Annotated in this window: 19 protein-coding genes; 4 read left to right on the forward strand and 15 right to left on the reverse strand. The window is 37.5% G+C overall.

Annotated features, from left to right (window positions below; all coding sequences use genetic code 11):
• Positions 1 to 3: 3 nt before the first annotated feature.
• The 9 genes from PEDSA_RS14345 to PEDSA_RS14385 form a co-directional block, all read right to left on the reverse strand.
• Complete coding sequence (locus PEDSA_RS14345; protein WP_013633874.1) at positions 4 to 1,299, reverse strand: UDP-N-acetylmuramoyl-tripeptide--D-alanyl-D-alanine ligase; 1,296 nt, start codon at positions 1,297 to 1,299, stop codon at positions 4 to 6.
• Positions 1,300 to 1,380: 81 nt separating this feature from the next.
• Entirely contained in the window at positions 1,381 to 2,097 is a 717-nt protein-coding gene (gene pgl, locus PEDSA_RS14350; protein ID WP_013633875.1) for a 6-phosphogluconolactonase, read from the reverse strand.
• Complete coding sequence (gene zwf / locus PEDSA_RS14355; protein ID WP_013633876.1) at positions 2,097 to 3,623, reverse strand: glucose-6-phosphate dehydrogenase; 1,527 nt, start codon at positions 3,621 to 3,623, stop codon at positions 2,097 to 2,099. Before zwf ends, pgl begins: the two co-directional genes overlap by 1 nt.
• A 27-nt stretch (positions 3,624 to 3,650) precedes the next feature.
• Positions 3,651 to 4,400: an ROK family protein gene (locus PEDSA_RS14360; RefSeq protein WP_013633877.1), complete on the reverse strand. Its 750-nt coding sequence runs from the start codon at positions 4,398 to 4,400 to the stop codon at positions 3,651 to 3,653.
• Between the two features lie 66 nt (positions 4,401 to 4,466).
• Entirely contained in the window at positions 4,467 to 5,249 is a 783-nt protein-coding gene (trpC, locus tag PEDSA_RS14365; RefSeq protein ID WP_013633878.1) for an indole-3-glycerol phosphate synthase TrpC, read from the reverse strand.
• 76 nt (positions 5,250 to 5,325) lie between these two features.
• Positions 5,326 to 5,904, reverse strand: coding sequence for an anthranilate synthase component II (locus PEDSA_RS14370; RefSeq protein WP_013633879.1), 579 nt, complete (start codon positions 5,902 to 5,904; stop codon positions 5,326 to 5,328).
• On the reverse strand, positions 5,901 to 6,197 hold the full coding sequence (locus PEDSA_RS14375) for a chorismate mutase (RefSeq protein ID WP_013633880.1): 297 nt from the start codon (positions 6,195 to 6,197) through the stop codon (positions 5,901 to 5,903). Before PEDSA_RS14375 ends, PEDSA_RS14370 begins: the two co-directional genes overlap by 4 nt.
• Entirely contained in the window at positions 6,197 to 7,609 is a 1,413-nt protein-coding gene (locus tag PEDSA_RS14380; protein ID WP_013633881.1) for an anthranilate synthase component I, read from the reverse strand. The genes PEDSA_RS14375 and PEDSA_RS14380 overlap by 1 nt, the downstream gene beginning before the upstream one ends.
• A 240-nt stretch (positions 7,610 to 7,849) precedes the next feature.
• Positions 7,850 to 8,362 (reverse strand): hypothetical protein, encoded by a 513-nt coding sequence (locus tag PEDSA_RS14385; RefSeq protein ID WP_013633882.1) that lies wholly within the window; start codon positions 8,360 to 8,362, stop codon positions 7,850 to 7,852.
• 61 nt (positions 8,363 to 8,423) lie between these two features.
• On the opposite strand from PEDSA_RS14385, the gene PEDSA_RS14390 reads away from it, so the two are divergent.
• Positions 8,424 to 8,999: an NUDIX domain-containing protein gene (locus PEDSA_RS14390; RefSeq protein WP_013633883.1), complete on the forward strand. Its 576-nt coding sequence runs from the start codon at positions 8,424 to 8,426 to the stop codon at positions 8,997 to 8,999.
• Positions 9,000 to 9,191: 192 nt separating this feature from the next.
• Here PEDSA_RS14390 and PEDSA_RS14395 read toward each other — a convergent pair whose 3' ends face one another.
• The 3 genes from PEDSA_RS14395 to PEDSA_RS14405 form a co-directional block, all read right to left on the reverse strand.
• Positions 9,192 to 9,614, reverse strand: a complete 423-nt coding sequence (locus PEDSA_RS14395) for a DUF4783 domain-containing protein (protein ID WP_013633884.1) — start codon at positions 9,612 to 9,614, stop codon at positions 9,192 to 9,194.
• 111 nt (positions 9,615 to 9,725) lie between these two features.
• Complete coding sequence (locus PEDSA_RS14400; protein WP_013633885.1) at positions 9,726 to 12,158, reverse strand: zinc-dependent metalloprotease; 2,433 nt, start codon at positions 12,156 to 12,158, stop codon at positions 9,726 to 9,728.
• A gap of 38 nt (positions 12,159 to 12,196) precedes the next feature.
• A complete protein-coding gene (locus PEDSA_RS14405; RefSeq protein ID WP_013633886.1) occupies positions 12,197 to 13,426 on the reverse strand; it encodes an aspartyl protease family protein in 1,230 nt (409 codons plus the stop codon).
• 105 nt (positions 13,427 to 13,531) lie between these two features.
• On the opposite strand from PEDSA_RS14405, the gene PEDSA_RS14410 reads away from it, so the two are divergent.
• Entirely contained in the window at positions 13,532 to 14,815 is a 1,284-nt protein-coding gene (locus tag PEDSA_RS14410) for a D-alanyl-D-alanine carboxypeptidase (protein ID WP_013633887.1), read from the forward strand.
• 44 nt (positions 14,816 to 14,859) lie between these two features.
• Positions 14,860 to 15,561: an SDR family oxidoreductase gene (locus PEDSA_RS14415; RefSeq protein WP_013633888.1), complete on the forward strand. Its 702-nt coding sequence runs from the start codon at positions 14,860 to 14,862 to the stop codon at positions 15,559 to 15,561.
• 147 nt (positions 15,562 to 15,708) lie between these two features.
• Here the strand turns inward: PEDSA_RS14415 and PEDSA_RS19675 are convergent, their stop codons facing one another.
• Together PEDSA_RS19675 and PEDSA_RS14425 are read right to left on the reverse strand one after the other, a co-directional pair.
• The gene (locus tag PEDSA_RS19675; RefSeq protein WP_013633889.1) at positions 15,709 to 16,395 is read right to left on the reverse strand and encodes a TlpA disulfide reductase family protein; all 687 of its coding nucleotides are present in this window, start codon (positions 16,393 to 16,395) and stop codon (positions 15,709 to 15,711) included.
• 1 nt (position 16,396) lies between these two features.
• Positions 16,397 to 17,950 carry a tetratricopeptide repeat protein gene (locus PEDSA_RS14425; RefSeq protein WP_013633890.1) on the reverse strand — a complete coding sequence of 518 codons (1,554 nt, stop codon included), beginning with the start codon at positions 17,948 to 17,950 and terminating at the stop codon, positions 16,397 to 16,399.
• Between the two features lie 683 nt (positions 17,951 to 18,633).
• Here PEDSA_RS14425 and PEDSA_RS14430 point away from each other — a divergent pair.
• Complete coding sequence (locus PEDSA_RS14430) at positions 18,634 to 19,383, forward strand: hypothetical protein (RefSeq protein WP_013633891.1); 750 nt, start codon at positions 18,634 to 18,636, stop codon at positions 19,381 to 19,383.
• Between the two features lie 630 nt (positions 19,384 to 20,013).
• Here the strand turns inward: PEDSA_RS14430 and PEDSA_RS14435 are convergent.
• Positions 20,014 to 20,967, reverse strand: a complete 954-nt coding sequence (locus tag PEDSA_RS14435) for a YihY/virulence factor BrkB family protein (RefSeq protein WP_013633893.1) — start codon at positions 20,965 to 20,967, stop codon at positions 20,014 to 20,016.
• Position 20,968: the final 1 nt, after the last annotated feature.

Genomic DNA, 20,968 nt, shown 5'->3' on the forward strand with positions numbered 1-20,968 from the left:
CCTTTATAAATACGCTATAACTTGTTCCAATTTCATCCCTCTGGATCCTTTTAAAAGAATCAAAGCTTGATGCACAGGATTTTCATGAAGATATGTTCTTAGTTCCTCTACATTCTTCAGGAAAACAGATTTTTGATTGCTATTTTTAAAGAACTCTTGCCCTACAAACAAGACTTTTGCAATACCCAGCTTTTCAGCCTTTTCTATAACGGCCCTATGCTCAGCCCCAGATTCTTCTCCTAGTTCGAACATATCTCCAAGAATGAGAACTTTATTATCAGCTTCTAACCTCGCAATGTTTTCAATTGCAACTGCCATACTGCTTGGGTTGGCATTATAAAAATCGCCTATAACTGTGTTTCTCTCGGTCTTTATAATCTGTGAACGATTATTCTGTGGTTTATAAGAGTTTATACCTTCGTGAATTTGCTGCGTGGTCAGCCCCAATTTCTTTCCGATAGCTATTGCAGCAAGTATATTTTCGAAATTATAAATTCCCGTTAATTGCGACTGTACCTCATCTTTATTTTCTCCATCCGACCATTCAACAGTTAAATACGGATCATTCGCAATCAGTTTACCGAAAACATAATTATCAGACGATGTTCCATAATAAATAACCTCCTTAAAACTTCTGCTTCTGGCCATTTCCTGTAAATGTAAATTATCCCGATTAATAAAAACCGTTCCACCGTTCTTCGAAAGGAAATCATATAATTCACCTTTCCCTTTCTTTACGCCTTCAAATCCTCCGAAACCTTCTAGATGAGCCTTTCCTACATTGGTAATCAACCCGTAATCCGGGACTGCAATAGCGCATAGCAGTTCAATTTCTTTCTGATGGTTTGCACCCATTTCCACAATAGCGACCTCTGTATCCGGTGTAATAGCCAGTAAGGTCAAAGGAACTCCGATATGATTATTCAGGTTACCCAATGTTGCCGCTGTCTTGAATTTTTGACTTAGAACAGCGTTAATTAATTCCTTTGTTGTTGTTTTTCCATTTGTTCCGGTTAAACCGATAACGGGCAACCCAAGTTGCCTGCGATGATAGTGGGCCAAATCCTGTAAAGTCTTCAACACGTCATCTACAAATATAAACTGTGGATGTTTAGGTAAATCCTGCTTATCTACGATAGCAAAAGCGGCTCCCAGAGCAATTGCCTGCTCTGCAAAAGTATTGGCATCGAAGTTCTCTCCCTTTAAGGCAAAGAACAAACAAGATTCGGTTACTTTACGCGTATCGGTTGATACTGAAGGATGTTTTCTAAAAATAGGATAGAGCTCTTCTATTCGCATAACAAGAATAATTTCCGTAAAGTTAGGGGATAGAAATCGCTTTCAAAAAAAAGAGGCTGTTTTTAGCAGCCTCTTCTTATTTTATTTCGACAGTTTGGAAACCGCCGCTTCATCAACAAACCACTGAACTTCTCCATTCATAGGCTTTATTAACTGAGCAGGATATTTAGTAATATCCTTTTCGCCTTCCAAAACATGTTTAATAGCATCTGCTTTTCCTTCTCCGAAAGTTAAAAAAGCTATATTTTTTGCTTTATTGATCAATGGAGCAGTCATCGTTATTCTATAGACTTGTTTATCTTCCAGATAAACTTCCTTTATTAGGTTTTCATCATTGAATAATACACTTGTTCCCGGGAATAATGACGCCGTGTGCGCATCATCACCCAAACCCAAAAGAACTAAATCAAAAGCCACGTCCTGTCCGAAATGTCTTTTCAAACATCTTTCATATTCCAAAGCAGCACTTTCCGGATCAAGGCTTGTATCTACCTTAAAAATCTGTTCGTCACTCAGATTTAAAGGTGCAAGCGCAGTTGTTGCCATCAGGTAGTTACTATCCGGATGGTCATGTGCTACATAACGTTCATCGCCAAAAAACAGGTACACTTTTGTCCAGTCAATAGCTCCGCTATAGTTTTGAGCTAAAAGTTCGTACAATTTCTTTGGAGAGCTTCCTCCAGATAAAGAAACATCAAATCTTCCTTTTTCAGAGATCGATTTCTTTGCTTCTTCGATAAAATAAGCAGCAATAGAATCTATTGCCGCCTTCGGATCTTTAAAAATATTCAGTTTCATTATTTCTTCTTCGATTTCGATTTTACTGGCATTGTAAACCAATGAAAACCATCTTTCGCTATAAGTGCTTCCGCAATTTCCGGGCCCCAACTGTCGGCAGGGTAATTAGGAAAGTTTAAACTTTTTCTTCCTTCCCAATTATCAATAACCGGCATCAATAATTCCCATGCTGCTTCTACCTGGTCACCACGCATAAATAAGGTTTGGTCACCTTCCATCGCATCTAACAATAATGTTTCGTATGCTTCCGGAGACTCCTTTGGATATGTTCCATCATAATCGAAAACCATATCTACCGGATTTAATATCATATCCAGTCCCGGACGTTTTGCCTGAACTTGTAATCTGATACTCATTTCTGGTTGGATGCTAATGATCAATCTGTTTTGTTGCCAGTTTTCCGATGCATGAGAAGGGAAAATTGGATGTGGAACATCTTTAAACTGTATACTGATAACAGAAGATTTTTGGTGCATACGTTTACCCGTTCTTACATAGAAAGGAACATTTTGCCATCTCCAGTTATCTATAAAGAATTTAAAAGCACAAAAAGTTTCGGTATTCGAATTTGGATCTACTCCTTTTTCCTCTCTATAACCATTCACTTCTTTTCCGCCAACCCATCCGCCAGCATACTGCCCTCTAACGGCATTGTGCTTAACTTCTTCAGGACCAAAACGTCTGATTGCTTTTAACACGTCAACTCTTCTGTTCCTAACTTCATCCGCATTGAAACTTACAGGCGGCTCCATTGCTACCAGACAAAGAACCTGTAAGATATGATTTTGTAGCATATCCCTTAAAGCGCCTGATCCGTCATAATAGCCACCACGATCTTCAATACCAATATCCTCAGTTACAGAAATCTGTACATGCTCTATGAAGTTACGGTTCCAGATTGGTTCGAACAATGCATTCGCGAATCTGAAAGCCATCATATTTTGTACAGTTTCTTTTCCTAGATAATGGTCTATACGATAAATCTGACTTTCGTCAAATAAAGATTGCAATAACTCGTTAAGCTCTTTGGCTGTTTCCAAATCGCGACCAAATGGCTTTTCGATAACGATTCTGCATTTCTCTTTACCGCCAGCCATTTTGATTTTAGAAATATATTCTGAAATTACAGGGAAGAACTGAGGTGCTACTGATAAATAATGGATTACAGTTGCTGCCTCTGCCCACTGCTCGTCTCTATCTGCAATAATTTGCTCTAAATCTTTGTAAGTTTTTTCTTTACTTGCATCAGACTGCAAGTAGATAATGTTTGAAGAAAACTCTCCCCACTTCGCAGGATCAGCTACACCACTTCTGGAATACTTATTCAATCCATCTAAAAGTACCTCTTTATAGCTTTCATCATTGTACTCTGTTCTTCCTAAACCCACTATTGTGAATTCCTTCGGCATGTATCCATCCAAAAATAGATTATACAAGGCAGGAATTAACTTTCTAGCAGCTAAGTCTCCGGTTCCACCAAAAATGGTGAAAATCGTTGGTTTTTGCTCGTTGGCTTTTTTTTTCATTGTGAATCTCACATTTGATTGTGTGAACTACTTATTATGTTGTGTGTTTGGTTTGACTGTCTTTAGTGAAAAATTTTCCTCTGCTTTCCATACAAAAGCTCCTCCTTTTATCCCTTCCCTGTTTCCACATATCTTGATATTGTGATCAAGCTTCAGTTCTACCTTTTTGGCATTGCCGCCGCTAAGATAAAGTTTATTATAATTAACTACTAGACTAAAAAGCGCAATTACCTCCTTCAGCTTTTTATTCCATTTTTCTGTACCATCCTTATCCAGGGCCTTGTCGCCTATATAGGCGTCAAAGTCTTTATCGTCTTTTGCTATAAAATGCGATAATTCAAGGTGAGGCAATAGAGATCCGTCCATAAATAGTGCCGTTCCCAAGCCCGTTCCTAAAGTAAGAACCAGCTCAAGGCCTTTACCCTCTATCAGCCCAAAACCCTGTAAATCCGCATCGTTTAAAAGGCGTACTGGCTGGCCAAATTCATCTGCAAGCGACTGTGCCAGAGGATAACCTTCCCAGTATTTGGTACCGAGATTTGGTGCAGTCTGCACTATACCGGCTCTAACATATCCGGGAAAACCTACTGTTACCTGGTTAAACTCTGGAAATCCAACAACTAAGTTTTTGATACTCTGTAAAACAGCCTCTGGTTTTGGAACCTTCGGCGTTGGCGTTTTCTGATATTCTGCTAACATCTCTCCCTGCTCATCCAAAACCGTTGCTTTAATGCTTGAACCACCGATATCTATTGCCAAAGTTTGTTGTTTGTCCATAAATTTTCCGTTTTACAAGTGACCCTGCAAATGTAACAAACATATTAGGCAATAAGCGCTTGAAAATTAAATTAGAGCGACAAAGTCTCTCATGGCCTGAGCCGGATCTGAGGTCTTCATAAAATTTTCCCCAATTAAAAATCCGTCAAATCCTGCTTTTTTAAGCATTTTTACCGTTTCCGGATTGCTTATTGCGCTTTCCGAAATCTTTAAAAATTCAGTCGGTATAGTTTCGGCCAATTGTAAGGATGTTTCTACTGACACTGAAAAATCTTTGAGATTCCTGTTATTTACACCAACGACATCAATATATTGGTTTAAACTATAATCCAATTCGTCCTGACCGTGTACTTCCAGCAAAGTACTTAATCCCAAAGATTTCGCTAATTCGGCAAAACGCTTAGTCTCCTCTGCTGTTAAACAAGCTGCTATTAACAAAATAATATCTGCACCAATAGCCTTCGCCTCGATTATCTGAAACTCATCTACCATAAAATCTTTTCGTAGAATGGGAATACCATTCACTTTTCTCGCTGCTATCAAATCATCTTCATGCCCCATGAAGAAATCCTTATCCGTTAAAACTGATAAAGCCGATGCGCCTGCCGATGCATATCCGGTGGTAACTTGCTCTACAGAAACCTTATCATTGATAATTCCTTTCGATGGAGATTTTCTTTTAAACTCCGCAATTATACCAGTTTTACTAGGATCTTTCAGGAAATCTGTCAGCTTATAGGTTTCCCTGTGGAACGAAAAGCTTTTTTCCAGATCCTGAATAGTATATTTCTTCTTTGCCTCAACAACTTCCTCCTTTTTCCTGGCTACAATTTTATCAAGAATATTCATTTTTTGATTTTAGATTTTAGAACTTCGATTTTAGATTTACCCACAGCGGGCATAAATCACCTAAATACTACACTTGCTACTCACCATTATTCAGCCAATTGGCAATCATCTCCTTACCATATTCTGTCAGAACAGATTCTGGATGGAACTGCACTCCCCGTACATCAAATTTTTTGTGTCGGAGAGCCATAATAACTCCGTTTGCATCTACAGCAGTTACTTCCAGATCAGCTGGCAAATTCTCTGCTTCAACAGCCCATGAATGATATCTCCCAACTTTAAACTGTTTAGGAAGATCATTAAACACCACATCGCTATCGCTAACTACGTTTATGTCTGTGGCAGTTCCGTGTACAGGACGGTTTAAATTATATAACTTTCCTCCAAAAACTTCCGCTATAGCCTGTTGTCCTAAACAAACCCCCAAAATACTTTTGGTTGCTGCGTATTTTTCTATTACAGCTAAGAGTAAACCTGCTTCCGAGGGTATCCCCGGACCCGGAGAAAGTAGAATCTTATCATATTGTTCCACATCTTCCAGAGTAAATTTATCATTTCTGATAACGGTTGGCTCGTGGCCCAATTCGTTTAAGAGATGTACCAGATTATAGGTAAACGAATCGTAATTATCTACGACTAATATCTTTGTGCTCATAATCTTTCTTTCCAATTATGTAATTCTTCGGCGACGAAGTAAGCCACCAAATCTCTATATATTTTTTCAATAATTTCCGGGCTTATATTTTCTTCCGCCGCCCATATTTTGCGGATCTTTAACATAGTCTCTACACGATCAGCTGCTCTTACATCCCGCTCACTGCTTTTAAATTCAGCTGCCTTTTTCACATATTCTGCCCTTCTGCCAATCAACCCGATAAGTTCACGATCTATAAAATCTATGCTATCCCTCACGTCCCGAATATTTTTACAGTCTGCCGTACTTTTCATTATATGCTTTCCGCCATAATAATGGCATTTCTAAGCGCTGCAATTTTGTTATTAACCTCATTCAGCTCGCTTTCAGGATCAGAGTCTGCAACAATTCCTGCTCCGGCCTGATAGTGAAGAATATTTTCCTTACTTAAAAAAGAACGGATCATGATTGCATGGTTAAAATCTCCATTGAATCCCGAAAAACCTATGGCTCCACTGTAAAAACTTCTTTTGATGTTTTCATTTTCATCGATAATTTCCATCGCCCTGTATTTAGGCGCACCACTTAACGTTCCGGCTGGAAAAGTATCTGCAACAACTTTAAAAGAGTTGATACCACTTTTCAAATGACCGCTCACTTTCGAAACCAAATGGATAAGATGTGAATAGAACTGAACCTCTTTATAGGCTTTTACCTGTACGTTTTCACAATGGCGGCTTAAGTCATTTCTAGCCAGATCCACCAGCATTACATGTTCGGCAGATTCTTTGGGGTCATTCTCTAAACGTTCTGCAATGGCTTTATCTTCGTTGTCATTGCCAGAACGCTTAAAAGTCCCTGCAATAGGGAATATACTAGCTACATTATTTTTAATGGTTAACTGCGCTTCCGGCGATGACCCGAAAATTTTATAGCTTCCATAATCAAAATAGAACAGATACGGAGACGGGTTGATTGATCTAAGCGCTCGGTATACGTTAAACTCATCTCCAAGGAAAGGTGTCTTAAACGCTCTCGACGGAACTATCTGAAAAACATCTCCTCTATAAATATGTTCCTTCATTTTTAAGACCAAAGCCTTAAACTCCTCGTCTGTAAAGTTTGAAGTTTCCTGACCATTCACAGAGAAATTATATTCTGGGAAGTTTTTATTTTGTATAAGGTACTCTACTTTGTCTACGTTATTCGTTTCTGTATCAAATTCACTTTCATTTTTTACGATATACAGCTCGTTTTTAAAGTGATTTATAGCAATAATATAACGATAAACATGATACTGCATTGTTGGTATCTTACGTTCATCATTCTCATCTGCTTTCAGTGTGATATCTTCAAAATGCTCGATCGCTTCGTGGGTAAAATAACCAAAAAGGCCATCTGTTATAAATTTATGATTTACATCTGCATCACTTTCAAAACTTTGTCTGAAATTACTGATTTCATCTACCAGATTAAAAGTTCCGGGTTCCTGTATTTCACTATTTCCGTCCGGATATACTTTGGTTAATATCCCGTCCTCCAGTTTTATACCGGCAATTGGCTCGCAACAAACAAAGCTCATACTATTTTCGCGGCTGTGATAATCCGAGCTTTCCAGCAGGATAGTATTTGCAAAAATATCTCGCAGGCGCAAGTATATGGCAACTGGTGTTGTTGTGTCTGCCAACAATCTTTTATGTATAACGTTGATCTTATATTTTTTCATTTTACTTCTTTTATTTAAATTTTGTAATGAACAAAAAAACCCGACTTTTTACGCCGGGTTATATTTGCTTTTAGGTTTAAGTTGATAATTTCTTTTCAAAACATACAAATACATTATCCGGGTTGGCATATTTTATGCCACCACCACTTTTTAGATATATTTGTTTTTTTGTTCATTACAATAGCAAAATTATAAAGAAATTTGAATTTCAAAATTTTTTCTTCAACTTTTAAATCCTCACTACCAAGGATTACGGTCTTTTATCATTAAAATACCCACCAGAATCACAATTAATCCCAAAGAATAGAATAAAGAGATTGCTTTATGTTTTGCATGAGAATCTTTTGCTTTTTTAGATTTAGAGTGACCTATAGTTATTAAAACCAGCGCAACTACCATTATACTAACGTGTTCTACATTCCAATAACGATAAACGGCATTGCTCATTTGAGAAAAATTAACCATTGGACTAACAAAATATAAAATTAAACCTACCAATAACTGTACGTGAGCAGAAATCATGGTAAACAAATTCAATTTTCTGTCGCCTTCTGTATATACTCTCGCTCCGGCGGTTAATGCTTTGAAAATAGCGATAAGCAACAATATTAAGACAACATATCTTAACATCGAGTGTGTGTGCAATAATCCTGTGTACATGTTTTTATGTGTTTTTGATTCCGAATATACGCTAAAAAGGTCTTCATTAAAAGCGTCCGATCTCTTTTTAGAATTATTATAAAATACATCCATATTTGCATCTCTCTTCAGACAAAGCCTTTTTAACTTTACTTTTGATTTCAGCCTTTTAAATATGTCTAAAGAAAACCCATGGAAAAAAACAGGAAGCAGGCCAATCTTTGAGAACCCCTGGATTAGCCTGACCGAGTTTCAAATAATAAATCCTGTAGGAAATCCCGGAACTTATAGTACCATACATTTCAAAAATCTTGCTGTCGGTATTATTGCTATTGACGATGCGGACAATATTGCTTTAATAGGGCAGTATCGATTTCCAATCGAGCAATACAGCTGGGAGGTTCCAGCAGGCGGCTGCCCTGTTGGAACGGATCCTTTAGAATCTGCTAAAAGAGAACTTTTGGAAGAAACAGGACTATTAGCCGAAAACTGGGCTGAAATACAAAGATTACATCTTTCAAACTCTGTAAGCGACGAATTAGCTATTATCTATCTTGCCGAAGGCCTTACGCAAAAAGAGGCTCAGCCCGAAGAGACAGAATTGCTGGAATATAAAAAGGTCCCTTTTGAAGAAGCATTAAAACTGGTTTTAAATGGCGAGATCACCGATTCAATCAGCGTAGCTGCTATTTTAAAAGTAAAATGCCTTAGAACTCTGCCTAGTTTAAATGTCGAAGCTACTGATAGATAAGCCTTGATAAATTTCAACAATTATCGGGTAGCAAATCTTTTATTGATTGGATTTATGCAGCCAAGACAGAGGAAACAAAAATTATCAGAATAATAGCAACGCTAGATAAAATCCTGAATGGGAAGAAGTAAATGAAAGACAAGCGGTCAGGTTTCCCGGATTATTTGCTCCAGGAAACCTGACCGGCGAGTATTATTTAAAAACGGAATTAACCTCGGTTATTTTCCAGGAACCGTCAGTATTGGCCAGCGTTATGATATTCTCTCTTGTAAAATGCTCGTATTTCATACTTACATTCACAATGGCATAAGAGTCACTTTGAGTAAGTACGTTTTGAGTAATCTGACAATTCTGAATGATATTTGCATTCTTATTGTATTTTAAAGCATCAGATTTACCATAAGTAAGTAATTTCCCGTTTCTGTTGATATTAATCTTAACGTTATCCGCTAAGATCTCGGATAAATTATCCGAATAACCCGTTTTTAAAGATTGCACATAATTTTCAACGCTGAAAGAAAGTGTTCTTTGTGCTTTGCTTTTATCTTTCGCAAAGGTTGCCAGACTCATTACCATTAAAGCCATTAGCAGATAGATGTTTTTTAAAGTTTTCATATCGATTCTTTATGATTAGTTTATTCTTGCTTTTTTATATTAAGATATCACCAACCTATACTTCGTTACAAAAAATATTATTTTTTTTAAAAACCCCTCTTATCTGTCTATTTAGCGCGGATTTAAGATCTTATCTATTCTAAGCAGCGACTCGTTTAAATGTGCCCGCAACAAACTATCGTTATATCTCGGAATCGCTCTTTTTATATCGCCTTGCAAGATCCTCAATTGCTCAAGCGCCATTGGTCTTATATCAGAATTAGCAGAAACTGCCGGGTTTGATAAAAATTCAAGCCTTCCGATATAAGCTCTTTGCAAAGCCCTTCTATAACTGTCGATATTTCCCCCTGTGCTCAATTCAGTCCAAACAGAGTTTTTTAAATCAAGAAACAATTCCTGAATAGAATAAGCTTTGCTTCCGTTTTTACGCATGTTATCCAAAACCCTCGACAATCTGCCTTGTTCTAAAATACCAGCTAAAATACTTGCCTGAGTTGATGTTGTAAACGCGAACATATTACCATTATCTATTTTAGAAAGTTGCTTTTCATCAATCAGCCATTTTGGAGTTTTAAAAGCCTCCTCCGCTATAAATCTCATTGAATTCTTTTGCTTTTCCTTCTCCACATGCGTAAAAACACTTCCTTCCTGATCATAGGTTTTTGGATTCTCGTAAATACCTCCAATGCTTGTTCTCACATGCCCCATGTAGCGGTTAAACTGAACAATGAGTTCCTGATACAACTCAACCAGATCGTTATATGGCTGCCCTTCCTGATAAGTCCATTTTTCGATATTTGGAAGAATACGTTTTAAATTGGCAATCCCATATTTGGACGCCTTTATAGCATCATTACCCAGATCCTCCGCCTGTGATCTTGGATCTATGATAACGCCCTGTCTGCCATAAAAATAAATAGGATCTTTAACCTTTTCTATGGTCCACTTATTCAATCTTTTGGCAATTTCGTCTGCAGATTCGTTTTCATCAAACCAGGTATAGCCCCATTTAATCGCCCATTTGTCATAAGGGCCAATTCCGGGATACAACAATACGCCTTTATCCCCCGGCTGGGCAACATAGTTAAATCTTGCATAATCCATTATCGAAGGTGCGGTTCCTCCCATTTTATGGGTAAAACTTGCAGAACGTAGCGAATCAACAGGATACGCATAACTGGAACCAAAATTATGAGCCAGCCCTAGTGTATGCCCCACTTCATGAGAAGACACAAAACGTATAAGCTGCCCCATAACCTCATCTTTAAATTTTGGGGACCGTGCTTCAGGATTTACCGCAGCAGTTTGTACAAAAAACCAATTGCGTAATAGGTTCATTACATTGTGGTACCAACCAATGTCCGACTCTATAATTTCTCCTGATCTCGGATCTGCGATATGCGGACCGTAGGCGTTAGGTATGTTTGATGCGAAATACCGGATTACAGAATATCTGGAGTCTTCCGGTGACCAATCCGGGTCATCAGTAGGGGCTTCTAAACACGTAATAGCATTTTTAAAACCCGCCGCTTCAAAAGCCACATTCCAATCTTTTACTCCCTGTATCAGATAAGGCCTCCATTTTTTGGGTGTTGCAGGGTCAAGATAAAACACAATTTGTCGCTTAGGCTCTACCAGCTCACCTCTTTTATAAGCTTCCGGATCTTTGGGCTCCAACTTCCATCTTCTGACATATCTCGTCTGTGTGGCCTTTTGCGCATCTAAACCATAATCCATTTGTCTTTGTGAAAAAAAGCCGACTCTTTGATCGTATAATCTCGGTTTCATCGGTTTTTTTGGTAAAATCACCATCGAGGTATTAAACTCAATGGTAGTCGAGCCTAAAGAGGCATCTCCCGGAGGAGCTGTTGCAATATATGTTTTAACCGTTCTTGTTTCTATATTTAAAGGGAAAGACTTAATTGTATCAATAAAAGACCGGGATTCGTCCATACGCTGAACTTTATATTCCAGTTTATCAGACTGCGGTAAGCCTAATGCGCTTACATCCTTGGCAAAAAGATCGTTTATATCTATAAGCCAACTTGTAGAATCCTTTCCATAGGCCTTGATATCGAAAGAAGCCAGAATAGGAGCCAGATTAGAGTTTCTTACAGACTCGTACATATCCGATTCTTTATCTGCCACGTTGGTGTAAGAAGGTACTTTTACAAGTATTTTCTTACCCACTTTTTCCCAGATCCAAACTTGCGAATTAACTTCTTCACCGCCGTAGGTCCCATCTTTTGGTGGTGTTTTTGCATAGCGGGTAACGCTTAGCATTTCTCTTCCTAAAAGAGAATCCGGAATCTCATAATAATATTTATCATCCAGATAATAGACATTAAATAAACCGCTATCGCGTTTGGTGTTAGACTTTATTAATTCCGAAAAAGATTTAAACGCACCCGGCTTAGGTTGCGGTTTAGGAATTACAATAGGAGATACGTTCTTTGCCGCTGTTTTTTTCTTAGACTTACATGAAGATATGGCCAATACAGAAATAAGACAGGCCAGTGCTATTTTAGGAAAATGCTTACTCATAACTACAATAAAGTCCCAATATAATTAATCCAAAGCAATTATATCTTTTTCTTTAACCGTAGTTCGGTACTATATATACGATTGTTACGTCTCACAGAAATTGGGATAAGTTTTCCATCCCCCGAACGCAGGATTTGATAAATTTCATCTAACCTTAAAAAAGAAACCGGCTTAGAGTCAATGCTTACCAAAACATCGCCCTCTTTCAAATCTTTAGCACTGTCTCCGCTAACTTTATAAACCCTGTATTGATTGAACCTCTTTCCATCAGCTACAATTTCAAGATCACTCATATTATATTCAATCGCTGGTAATACCTTTTGGTAAGGAGCAAGCGCGATATAGCCTCTATGATAGTCAAAAACTACATTGTAATATTGCAACAGCTGACTTCCTAAACTGCCATTTCTGGCTACAGCCTGGTTAACCTTTTTCCCTACATCTTCATAAATAGGGAATGAAGTTAATAAATCAGGAATCTTTAACCTTCTAATGCTCAATTCTTTTATTCTCCCAAAATACCCCCTCACACGACCTTCCAATCCCATGCCCAACGATCCGTTGATAATGGAATCCGGCAGGGGAAAACTTCTACCCTGCCATGTCTCTAAAGCAAGCGTATGTTCACCGCCAGAGTCTATTAATAATTTAAGCGCATATTTCTTTCCATCCTTAGCTGTTACCTCCGCTTTACAATAGGGCTTTTTTCGCTCCAAAGAAATAGGGATTCGAATATCTCTTCTTTTCGCTTGCTCTATAGATTTATCGCTGCAAATGATGTACCCGTCCTGAATGGAAGTCTTCACAGTGAAACTGTTAAAAAAATCATAACCAATTAAACCATGAATAGGAATACCAGCGTAAGTAGATAAATTAGTGTACTGTTGTTGAAGAATTACAGCCCCCAATCTTTTAGCTTCCACCGGACCAATATCTACATGAATACCGGGTGTAATAAATGCAACTAGATCTTGCTGTTCGCCCAATCCGCCAATTTCAACCTTTCGCACATAATCCAGATTCAAAGAATCTTTTATAGTTGGATCAACAATCACCATTGGGTCTACTCCCGAATCCAGTACAAAATTGAAAGGACCTTTTTTATTTAAATAGGTTTTTAAGATTATCAAACTTCCGGCCTTAACTATGGGAATACGCATCTTCTTCTTGCCTTCAGGCAACGCAAATGCGGCCTGAGTCTGAGCAATCCCTTTCAAACTACTTAAAAGAAGCAAAAGCAAAAACGATATTCTCCAGAGAAAGTCCATAGCTATTAACACAACAATTTATCAACTTCTGTGTTGATTTAAAAATTAATTGTTTTTGACTAATATTTAGTTGAATTTTGCGTTATTGAGATACATTATTTCCCTATGAACAGATATCTAAGCCTCATTTTTCTGGCTTTATTCCTAACAAATCCAAGTTTTTCGCAGAAAAAGAAAAAAGCATCTGAAGTAAACCTGCTGGCACAAAAAATTGAAGAAACGGAAGGAGAGTTTTTAAGCGGCTTCATTCTTAAAGATCTGGAAAGTAACAACACGGTTTACGAACGCAACGCGAATAAAAAATTTGTGTTAGGCTCCAATACCAAAGTCCTTACCCTACTGGGCGGACTTTACAACCTAAAAGATTCCATCGCTTCTTTTAGATATACAGTAAATGGAGATTCGCTTATTTTATGGCCAACCGGAGATCCCACCTTTCTGCATGCTGATTTTAAAAAACAACCAGCTTTTGATTTTTTAAAGCGTTCAAATAAAAACATCTATCTGGTATCAGGCCTATACAAAGGAGAGAAGTTTGGAAAAAACTGGCCATGGGATAACTACGATTCTGCAGTGCAAACCGAAATAACCGAGTTTCCAATATATGGTAATGTTGCCGTCTTTAAAGTGCTGTCTAATGGAAAATCCAATATCTGCCCGGATTTAGCTTCATTGTATTTTTCGGAAAACTCTTCTTCCAGCGAAGTAAATAAGGTAATTAGACAGGCAGACAATAATAATCTAAAAGTACCGGCAAATCTCCCGAAAGGGTATTCGCAAAAAATTCCGCTTTTATTAGATGCTGCTTTACAGGCTGGCCTGCTAACCGATACACTTTTAGCTTCGGGCCACTCCACAACCTCGGTTGTCTCTATCCCGCTAAATAATCATCCTGTAAGTCCTGGAACTTTAAGCAATGCTAAATCGCTGGATGTTTATAAAGCATTGTTAAAACACAACGAAAGCTTGTTTGGCGAGCAATTATTATTAAACTACTGCGTTGGCCTAAATAAACCCATGACTATTGAAAATGGTATTCAGGAATGCCTGAAGCATTTTCGTTTCGCCAAGGAAGGTCTTTTCTGGCAAGACGGCAGTGGTTTATCTTATCAAAACATAGGAACACCAGCAATGTTGGTATCTGCTTTGCAGGAGATAAAAACAAAAGTTCCAGATTCCAATATGCTATTCGAGCTGTTTGGACAGCATATACCTCAGGTGTATGCACAACAGGGCAATTTAGCCAATACTTATAATACAAGTGGCTATATTGTTGGAAATTCGGGCAAGAAATACGTTTTTTCATTTCTTCACAATAACGTTAAGGAGGTTAGCGAAGCCAAACAACGTGTAGAAGATATTTTAAAACTTATTCAGGAGAATTATTAATTATCCGGAGCGTAATTTACGTATTGTAGTCAAAATCATATGGTATGAGTTTAGAAAATAAAGTAGCCTATATCACCGGAGGTACCAAAGGAATTGGCTTTGGTATTGCTAAATCATTGATAAGCGCAGGCCTAAAAGTAGCTATATCCGGTAGAAAAGCAACAGATCTTGAAAAAGCAAAGACCGAATTGGCAAGTGACAATCTATTAGCTATTGTTTCTGACGTAAGAAATTTTGCCGATGAACAAAACGCCGTAAACCAAATTGTAAACAAGTTTGGCAAACTGGATATTGTAATTGCCAATGCCGGAATCGGCAAATTTGCACCAATAGACCAATTAAGTCTCGAAGATTGGAACGACATGATTGATACTAATCTGACAGGAGTTTTCCATACTTTAAAAGCGAGTGTAGAACAACTAAAAGCAAACAAAGGCCATTATATTTCCATATCTAGTCTGGCAGGGACTAACTTTTTTGCAGGTGGCGCCGGCTACAATGCATCTAAATTTGGGGTTGTTGGCTTCACGCAGGCCGCCATGTTGGATTTACGTGAATACGACGTTAAAACAACTACCATCATGCCTGGCTCGGTAACTTCCCATTTTAACGACCATGTTCCCAATGACGCAGATGGCTGGAAGATAAAACCAGAAGATATTGGACAAATAGTGGTTGATTTATTGAAGCTAAATCCAAATGTGCTACCTTCTAAAATTGAAGTTCGCCCAACTAAAACAAAATAGCGTTTGGTATAAATGATTCCACTAATTATCAACCCCAGAAGTCCATTTGATATTTATCAATACTACTGGGATTGATTCCCTATTTTATTATTGTGTATTTAGTTAAACATAAAGTTCCTCAAACATACTACCAGAATTGACCCGTCGCTACAAACACTGATTTAATATTTCTTCCGCCTTCTGAATATTAGCTTTGGTAAATCCTGTCGTCCCATATTTCACAACACCCTTGTCTATAATTAAATTAGTTGGATATCCAGCAATATTAAATTTCCTTGCTATCTCAATCCCTGAAGGGACTTGTTTATAAACAAAAGGGGTTGTTTTCATAAATTCACTGATCATCCCTCCATTATCTAAGCATACCGCAAGAAAAACAACATTTTCACGTTCACTATATTTCCAATACAATTCGTTTAGAAGAGGTATTTCTGCTTTACAAGGCGCACACTTTACAAACCAAAAGTTCAGTACAACAACTTTATCTTTCAGGATGTCGTTCCAATAATCCCTACCCTGCAAATCAGTCATATAAGGAAATTTTATTTTCTTTCCCACAAAGTTTGCCGAATTACCGCGGTAAATTTGTTTGTTTTCATTGTCATTTACGTTTTCCCTACCTATTATTAAATATTCGTCGTTTCCCATTTTGCTTTTTACCAACTTATATTCTCCGGTCTTGATTAATGACGACCAGTTTTCGTAAGTATAAACAAGACCTGTGGAATCCTTTACCACCGATTTCTCCGACAAAGGGATTCTGGTTGTTTGACTAAACCCATTAAAACTTAAAAATACATATATGGCTATTAAAAAGATCTGCAGTTTTTTCATTTTACCTTATTAGTGTTATTGTTTGTGTCTCCGATCCATTATAAGAAAGTTTTAAAGAACTTTTTTTAATGTTCGGTGTATATTGAAATGTGACGTCAGTAACAAACATATCCATCCATTTAAACTCCCGCTTTTCCACTTTTTTTAATGACCAATACTTCTGATCTACAGGCTTTTCACGTTCATAAAGACTAATTTTACTGGCATCTACTTCTCCCTCAGAAATTATGCGAATTTTAAAATCGAAATCCTTCTTCCCATCTGTAAAAAAACCTGATTTACTATCGTTTACATCATTAAATGGTAAGAAAAACTGAATATGTGTGTAGCTTTTTACGGGCTGGTTACTTTCCTTGTTCAGGTATCTAAAAATAGGTTGATAATTCTCTTCCAGCTCCATTGCATATAAAAAGTCCTTCATTGCCTCCTCAGTTTTTCCCATTTTATAATATGCAAATCCTCGCGTATTATATGCCTCTGATGAGGGAATATTCTGTCGCTCAATATAATCAGTTACAAAATCTACCGCTCTCGCATATTCTCCTTTATAGATATAAACTTTAGTTAGGGCAGGGTAGGCATACTTCACGTGTTGAGGATCACTGAGAACTTGTTTATAATCAGATTCTGCAGCTATTAAATCTCCCTCCTGAGCACTTATGCTGCCTCTTGCCAAAGCAGCAATTTTTATTTTAGTATCAAAAAGCAAAGCGGCATCTATTATACTAAAAGCTTTATCAACATCGCCCTGCATATAAGCCAGAAGAGTTTGCCCCACTAGAGGATAAACATTCTTTGGGCTTACATCTATGGCCTTCTTAAAATAAACCTCAGCATCTTGAAATTTGCCTATTTTCCGTAATTCATACCCAACATTGTTTAATGCAGTAGAAGAATTAGGATTGAGGGTAAGATACTCCTTATAATATTCTAGTGTTTTTTTATAATTACCCACTTGGGACGCACATTGCGCAGCTGACATATAATAGCTTGATGATTTTCGTAATGCTATCAATGTTTCATAATCTGCGAGTGCTTTTTCGTATTTTCCCTGCCTTCTATATTCCCCAGCCCTAGCCTGAAGTGCTATTGGAGAGTCATGCTTTGTGTATGCATCCGTAAGAATTTTCAAAGCCACGTCATTTTGCTTTTTTAAAGCAGCTATTGCAGCCGCAGAAACGACCGTAGGAATATGATCTGGATAACGCTCAAGGTTAAGCGCTATCATACGATTTGATTCGGCAGTATCTCTAACAATCTGATAGGCAAAGGCCAAAGATAATCTTGCATCAGCAGTATCTTCTAGCTCCAAAGCCTTTTTCAAATCAGCTATTTCGCGTTTATATTCCTTAATTTGATGATAAGCGCTTGCTCTTAAAATATAAGCCTCCTTATTTTCTCCTGAACCTAATATTTCATTAGCCTTGGCAATTGCATCATTAAAGTTTTTGTTTGCAATAAGCCGTTTAACAACGACCAAACTTTCGACAGAACCTTGAGCCCAAGTTATCGCGGGCAATAAGATGCCTAAGAAAAGTATTATTTTGAATTTCATTATTTTGATTGGTTAGTCTAAGCCTGGCTATGTTTATAATCCTAAAAGAAAAAAGGTAACGATACCATAAATATAAAACAAAACTTACAAACAACAATATTTAATTATAAAATTTAATATTTTCAAATAAAACAATCCAAACGTAGTCTAACTAAAGGTTATGACTAAACCTCAATAACCAGCATGAGCAAGACCTGGTCGCTTCAGTCTTCCAAAGGAGCTGAAATGCGCCGCGGGAAAACTAAGCCTCCGCAATAGCTTTAATGCAATTAGCTGCTTAACTCTTAAACCAGGCCATTCTCTTTGTTTAAAAACACACCGTATAAGACAGGATAAGACAACCAGACAGATCAGAGACAAATTCGAGACAGCTTCGGACTAGTCTAGGGTTTCTTCGGGATTCCTTTGACTGCGCTTCGGCAGCCGCCGAATGTCCCTCGAAGAATTATTGAAGAATTATCGAAGATTAGTGCAATCGTTGTCGAAGCAGGTATTGAGCAGGTACGAAGCAGGTACGGAGCGGAGTGCTAACGAACTCGAAGCATGAATGGACTTTCACGGACTTTAGCGGAGTTTCACAGAGTTTTACGGACTTTTGGCTGATTCTATCGGAAGGATTTAAAAGAAATAATTTTTATATTCATCAGCAGTACCAATTTAACTATTAATAGACTGAAATAAAAATGAAAAACAAAAACACCCAAAATAAACCGACTTCATACGCATTATCCGAAAATAGCATTAAAACAAAAAATGAATTTGGCGAAGCTAATGCTGTGTATTCTTTACTATATAATCGCTTTAAGCAGGTAACTTCTCTTAATTGGAACGCTAAAAAGCTGAACCAATTCAGGAGATTGATTCTTGAAATCATACGATCGGCCCCGGCTGAACAAACTGGTAACCGAAAGCTTTGGGATGGAGATTTCAAGAAACTGGAAGGTATTCAGCTAAATATTAAAAATTCAGCAGACAACCTCTTTAAAGGCAGCGTTATTACTGATATAGATCCTATAAAGGGGTTCAATCTGAGCATTCATCCTTTTAAATACCACACGGCGTTTCCAAAGGCTCATCCTAAAACAACTTTTGCAGAGGTACGACTCTATATCTTCGCTTTTGATATTGTAAAAAAGACCTCTCATGGCAGGAGTATTATTTTGTTAAGCCAGCGCCATGGCATGGATATGGACCAGACATTTAATTTCAACTATCCACTGGAGGATAACAAGTTAACTTTGATAGTCCGCAAGGTATCTTTTAAATCAGGTTCGGACAATTCGTATTCTGCAGATAGAATGTATATTGGCGCTACGTTAACAAATGCCATCTACATTAAAAATGGTGAGTTAGTAAACTTTATTCCAGAAAAAAAAGAAGAACCCTTTAAAAAAACTGAATTACAGGTAGGAGAATGGGAGGATCTTGGTTAAAGTATATTAAGAAATATTAACCTGAGTTCGATTATAAAAAGGCTATGAGAGTAATGCCAAAAGAGATTGCTTCGTTCCTCGCAATGACAAAAATAGTGGCGTCATTGCGAGGAACGAAGCAATCTAAACATGAAATAATGTCCAAATCACTCAAAAACAATGAAATATTAATCGAAGGTTATTAGCTTATTTAATCCCACACTGTCTTTAGAGTTAAACAAAGTGTCTCTACAGATTCATCAATAATGAGGAGTTTTCAAACTCCTGTTCCTAAAAAAGAAAGGAATTGTTAATTACGAGTCTGAAGACTCTTTTTGATTTAACTGTCCGCAGAGACGCTACCGCTTAACTCTACGGACAGTGTATGCAAGCTAACTCTTCAAAAACAGGTCTTGTCTCACTCAAAAATAGTCCATAAAAAATTTCACAATATAAATTAAACAGGCTCTAAGGCCAGAAATATAAATTTAGAAACTGTTTAAATTTCAGTTAGAAATATTTACATACCAAGAGATTGCTTCGTCGTTCCTCCTCGCAAAGACGAAAATAGGAGCGTCACTGCGAGGTACGAAGCAGTCTCTAACACTACTGTATTTTAGAATATTCATTTTTAAACAGCTTCTTAAAAATTTACTTTTTGATCTTATCTTTCTCTTTAGGGATATCCGGATTTCCTTTTAATACATCGCCCCCGTCTATATAAATGGCATGTTTAGATGGCCTGATATTTTCCCCCTTATACCCTGCGTAGACTTTAGTAAATTCTGCTCCAAAAAATAAAATAGCAGCAGAGTAATACACCCAAACGGCGATAACAACAACCGTTCCTGCCGCTCCATAAACGGAGCCTACAGAAGCATAACCAATGTAAAGTCCAATTAAATATTTGCCCAGCATAAATAGTAATGAGGTAAATATAGCTCCCGATCTCACGCTTCTCCACCTGATGGTGGCATCTGGTAATACTTTATAGATTATACCAAAAAGGATTACAAGCACTATAAAAGTTATCCCTATGTTTGTGTAGTCGAATAAGAAAAGTGTTTGCTCTGGCACAAAGCGACTTAAGATATCATTAAATGCGGTAACCAGACTATTAATAATCAGAGTTACTATCAGTAAAAATCCAAGTGCCCCGACCATAGACAGCGAAAGCGCTCTATTGATGATTAACTTGATCCAGCCTTTTTTAGGGATTGCCTTTACCCGCCAAATTAAATTAATAGAATCCTGAATTTCGATAAACACTCCTGTTGCTCCCAATATTAAAGTTACAACCCCGGTAATGATCGTGAAGGTACTTTTCCCGGAAAGGGCCAGATTTTTAAGAACCGACTGAATCAAAATAGCAGCATCCGCACCAACAAAACCCACTATTTCATCAAATACTTTTCCTTCTATGGCTTCTTCTTCGTAGAAAATTCCGGCAAGTGAAAGCAACACCAATAACATGGGGCCTAAAGAGAAAATAGTATAGTAAGATAAGGCCGCGCTTAGCTTAAGCCCTTTGTCATTATTAAATGAATTAAAGCTTTCAATAATAAGCTTGAATATGGTTTTGATATAAGAAAATAGTCGCTTCATT

It is taken from the genome of Pseudopedobacter saltans DSM 12145 (assembly GCF_000190735.1).
GTDB classification, from domain to species: Bacteria; Bacteroidota; Bacteroidia; order Sphingobacteriales; family Sphingobacteriaceae; genus Pseudopedobacter; species Pseudopedobacter saltans.

What these genes read in the sequence shown, in the direction of transcription:
- PEDSA_RS14375 (WP_013633880.1), bottom strand. Translation starts at nt 6,197, where the DNA reads ATGAAAAGTACGGCAGACTGTAAAAATATTCGGGACGTGAGGGATAGC.
- PEDSA_RS19675 (WP_013633889.1), bottom strand. Translation starts at nt 16,395, where the DNA reads ATGAAAAAACTGCAGATCTTTTTAATAGCCATATATGTATTTTTAAGT.
- PEDSA_RS14410 (WP_013633887.1), top strand. Translation starts at nt 13,532, where the DNA reads ATGAACAGATATCTAAGCCTCATTTTTCTGGCTTTATTCCTAACAAAT.
- zwf (WP_013633876.1), bottom strand. Translation starts at nt 3,623, where the DNA reads ATGAAAAAAAAAGCCAACGAGCAAAAACCAACGATTTTCACCATTTTT.
- PEDSA_RS14415 (WP_013633888.1), top strand. Translation starts at nt 14,860, where the DNA reads ATGAGTTTAGAAAATAAAGTAGCCTATATCACCGGAGGTACCAAAGGA.
- PEDSA_RS14390 (WP_013633883.1), top strand. Translation starts at nt 8,424, where the DNA reads ATGTCTAAAGAAAACCCATGGAAAAAAACAGGAAGCAGGCCAATCTTT.
- PEDSA_RS14405 (WP_013633886.1), bottom strand. Translation starts at nt 13,426, where the DNA reads ATGGACTTTCTCTGGAGAATATCGTTTTTGCTTTTGCTTCTTTTAAGT.
- PEDSA_RS14395 (WP_013633884.1), bottom strand. Translation starts at nt 9,614, where the DNA reads ATGAAAACTTTAAAAAACATCTATCTGCTAATGGCTTTAATGGTAATG.
- PEDSA_RS14385 (WP_013633882.1), bottom strand. Translation starts at nt 8,362, where the DNA reads ATGGATGTATTTTATAATAATTCTAAAAAGAGATCGGACGCTTTTAAT.
- pgl (WP_013633875.1), bottom strand. Translation starts at nt 2,097, where the DNA reads ATGAAACTGAATATTTTTAAAGATCCGAAGGCGGCAATAGATTCTATT.
- PEDSA_RS14345 (WP_013633874.1), bottom strand. Translation starts at nt 1,299, where the DNA reads ATGCGAATAGAAGAGCTCTATCCTATTTTTAGAAAACATCCTTCAGTA.
- PEDSA_RS14400 (WP_013633885.1), bottom strand. Translation starts at nt 12,158, where the DNA reads ATGAGTAAGCATTTTCCTAAAATAGCACTGGCCTGTCTTATTTCTGTA.
- PEDSA_RS14430 (WP_013633891.1), top strand. Translation starts at nt 18,634, where the DNA reads ATGAAAAACAAAAACACCCAAAATAAACCGACTTCATACGCATTATCC.
- PEDSA_RS14360 (WP_013633877.1), bottom strand. Translation starts at nt 4,400, where the DNA reads ATGGACAAACAACAAACTTTGGCAATAGATATCGGTGGTTCAAGCATT.
- PEDSA_RS14370 (WP_013633879.1), bottom strand. Translation starts at nt 5,904, where the DNA reads ATGAGCACAAAGATATTAGTCGTAGATAATTACGATTCGTTTACCTAT.
- trpC (WP_013633878.1), bottom strand. Translation starts at nt 5,249, where the DNA reads ATGAATATTCTTGATAAAATTGTAGCCAGGAAAAAGGAGGAAGTTGTT.
- PEDSA_RS14435 (WP_013633893.1), bottom strand. Translation starts at nt 20,967, where the DNA reads ATGAAGCGACTATTTTCTTATATCAAAACCATATTCAAGCTTATTATT.
- PEDSA_RS14380 (WP_013633881.1), bottom strand. Translation starts at nt 7,609, where the DNA reads ATGAAAAAATATAAGATCAACGTTATACATAAAAGATTGTTGGCAGAC.
- PEDSA_RS14425 (WP_013633890.1), bottom strand. Translation starts at nt 17,950, where the DNA reads ATGAAATTCAAAATAATACTTTTCTTAGGCATCTTATTGCCCGCGATA.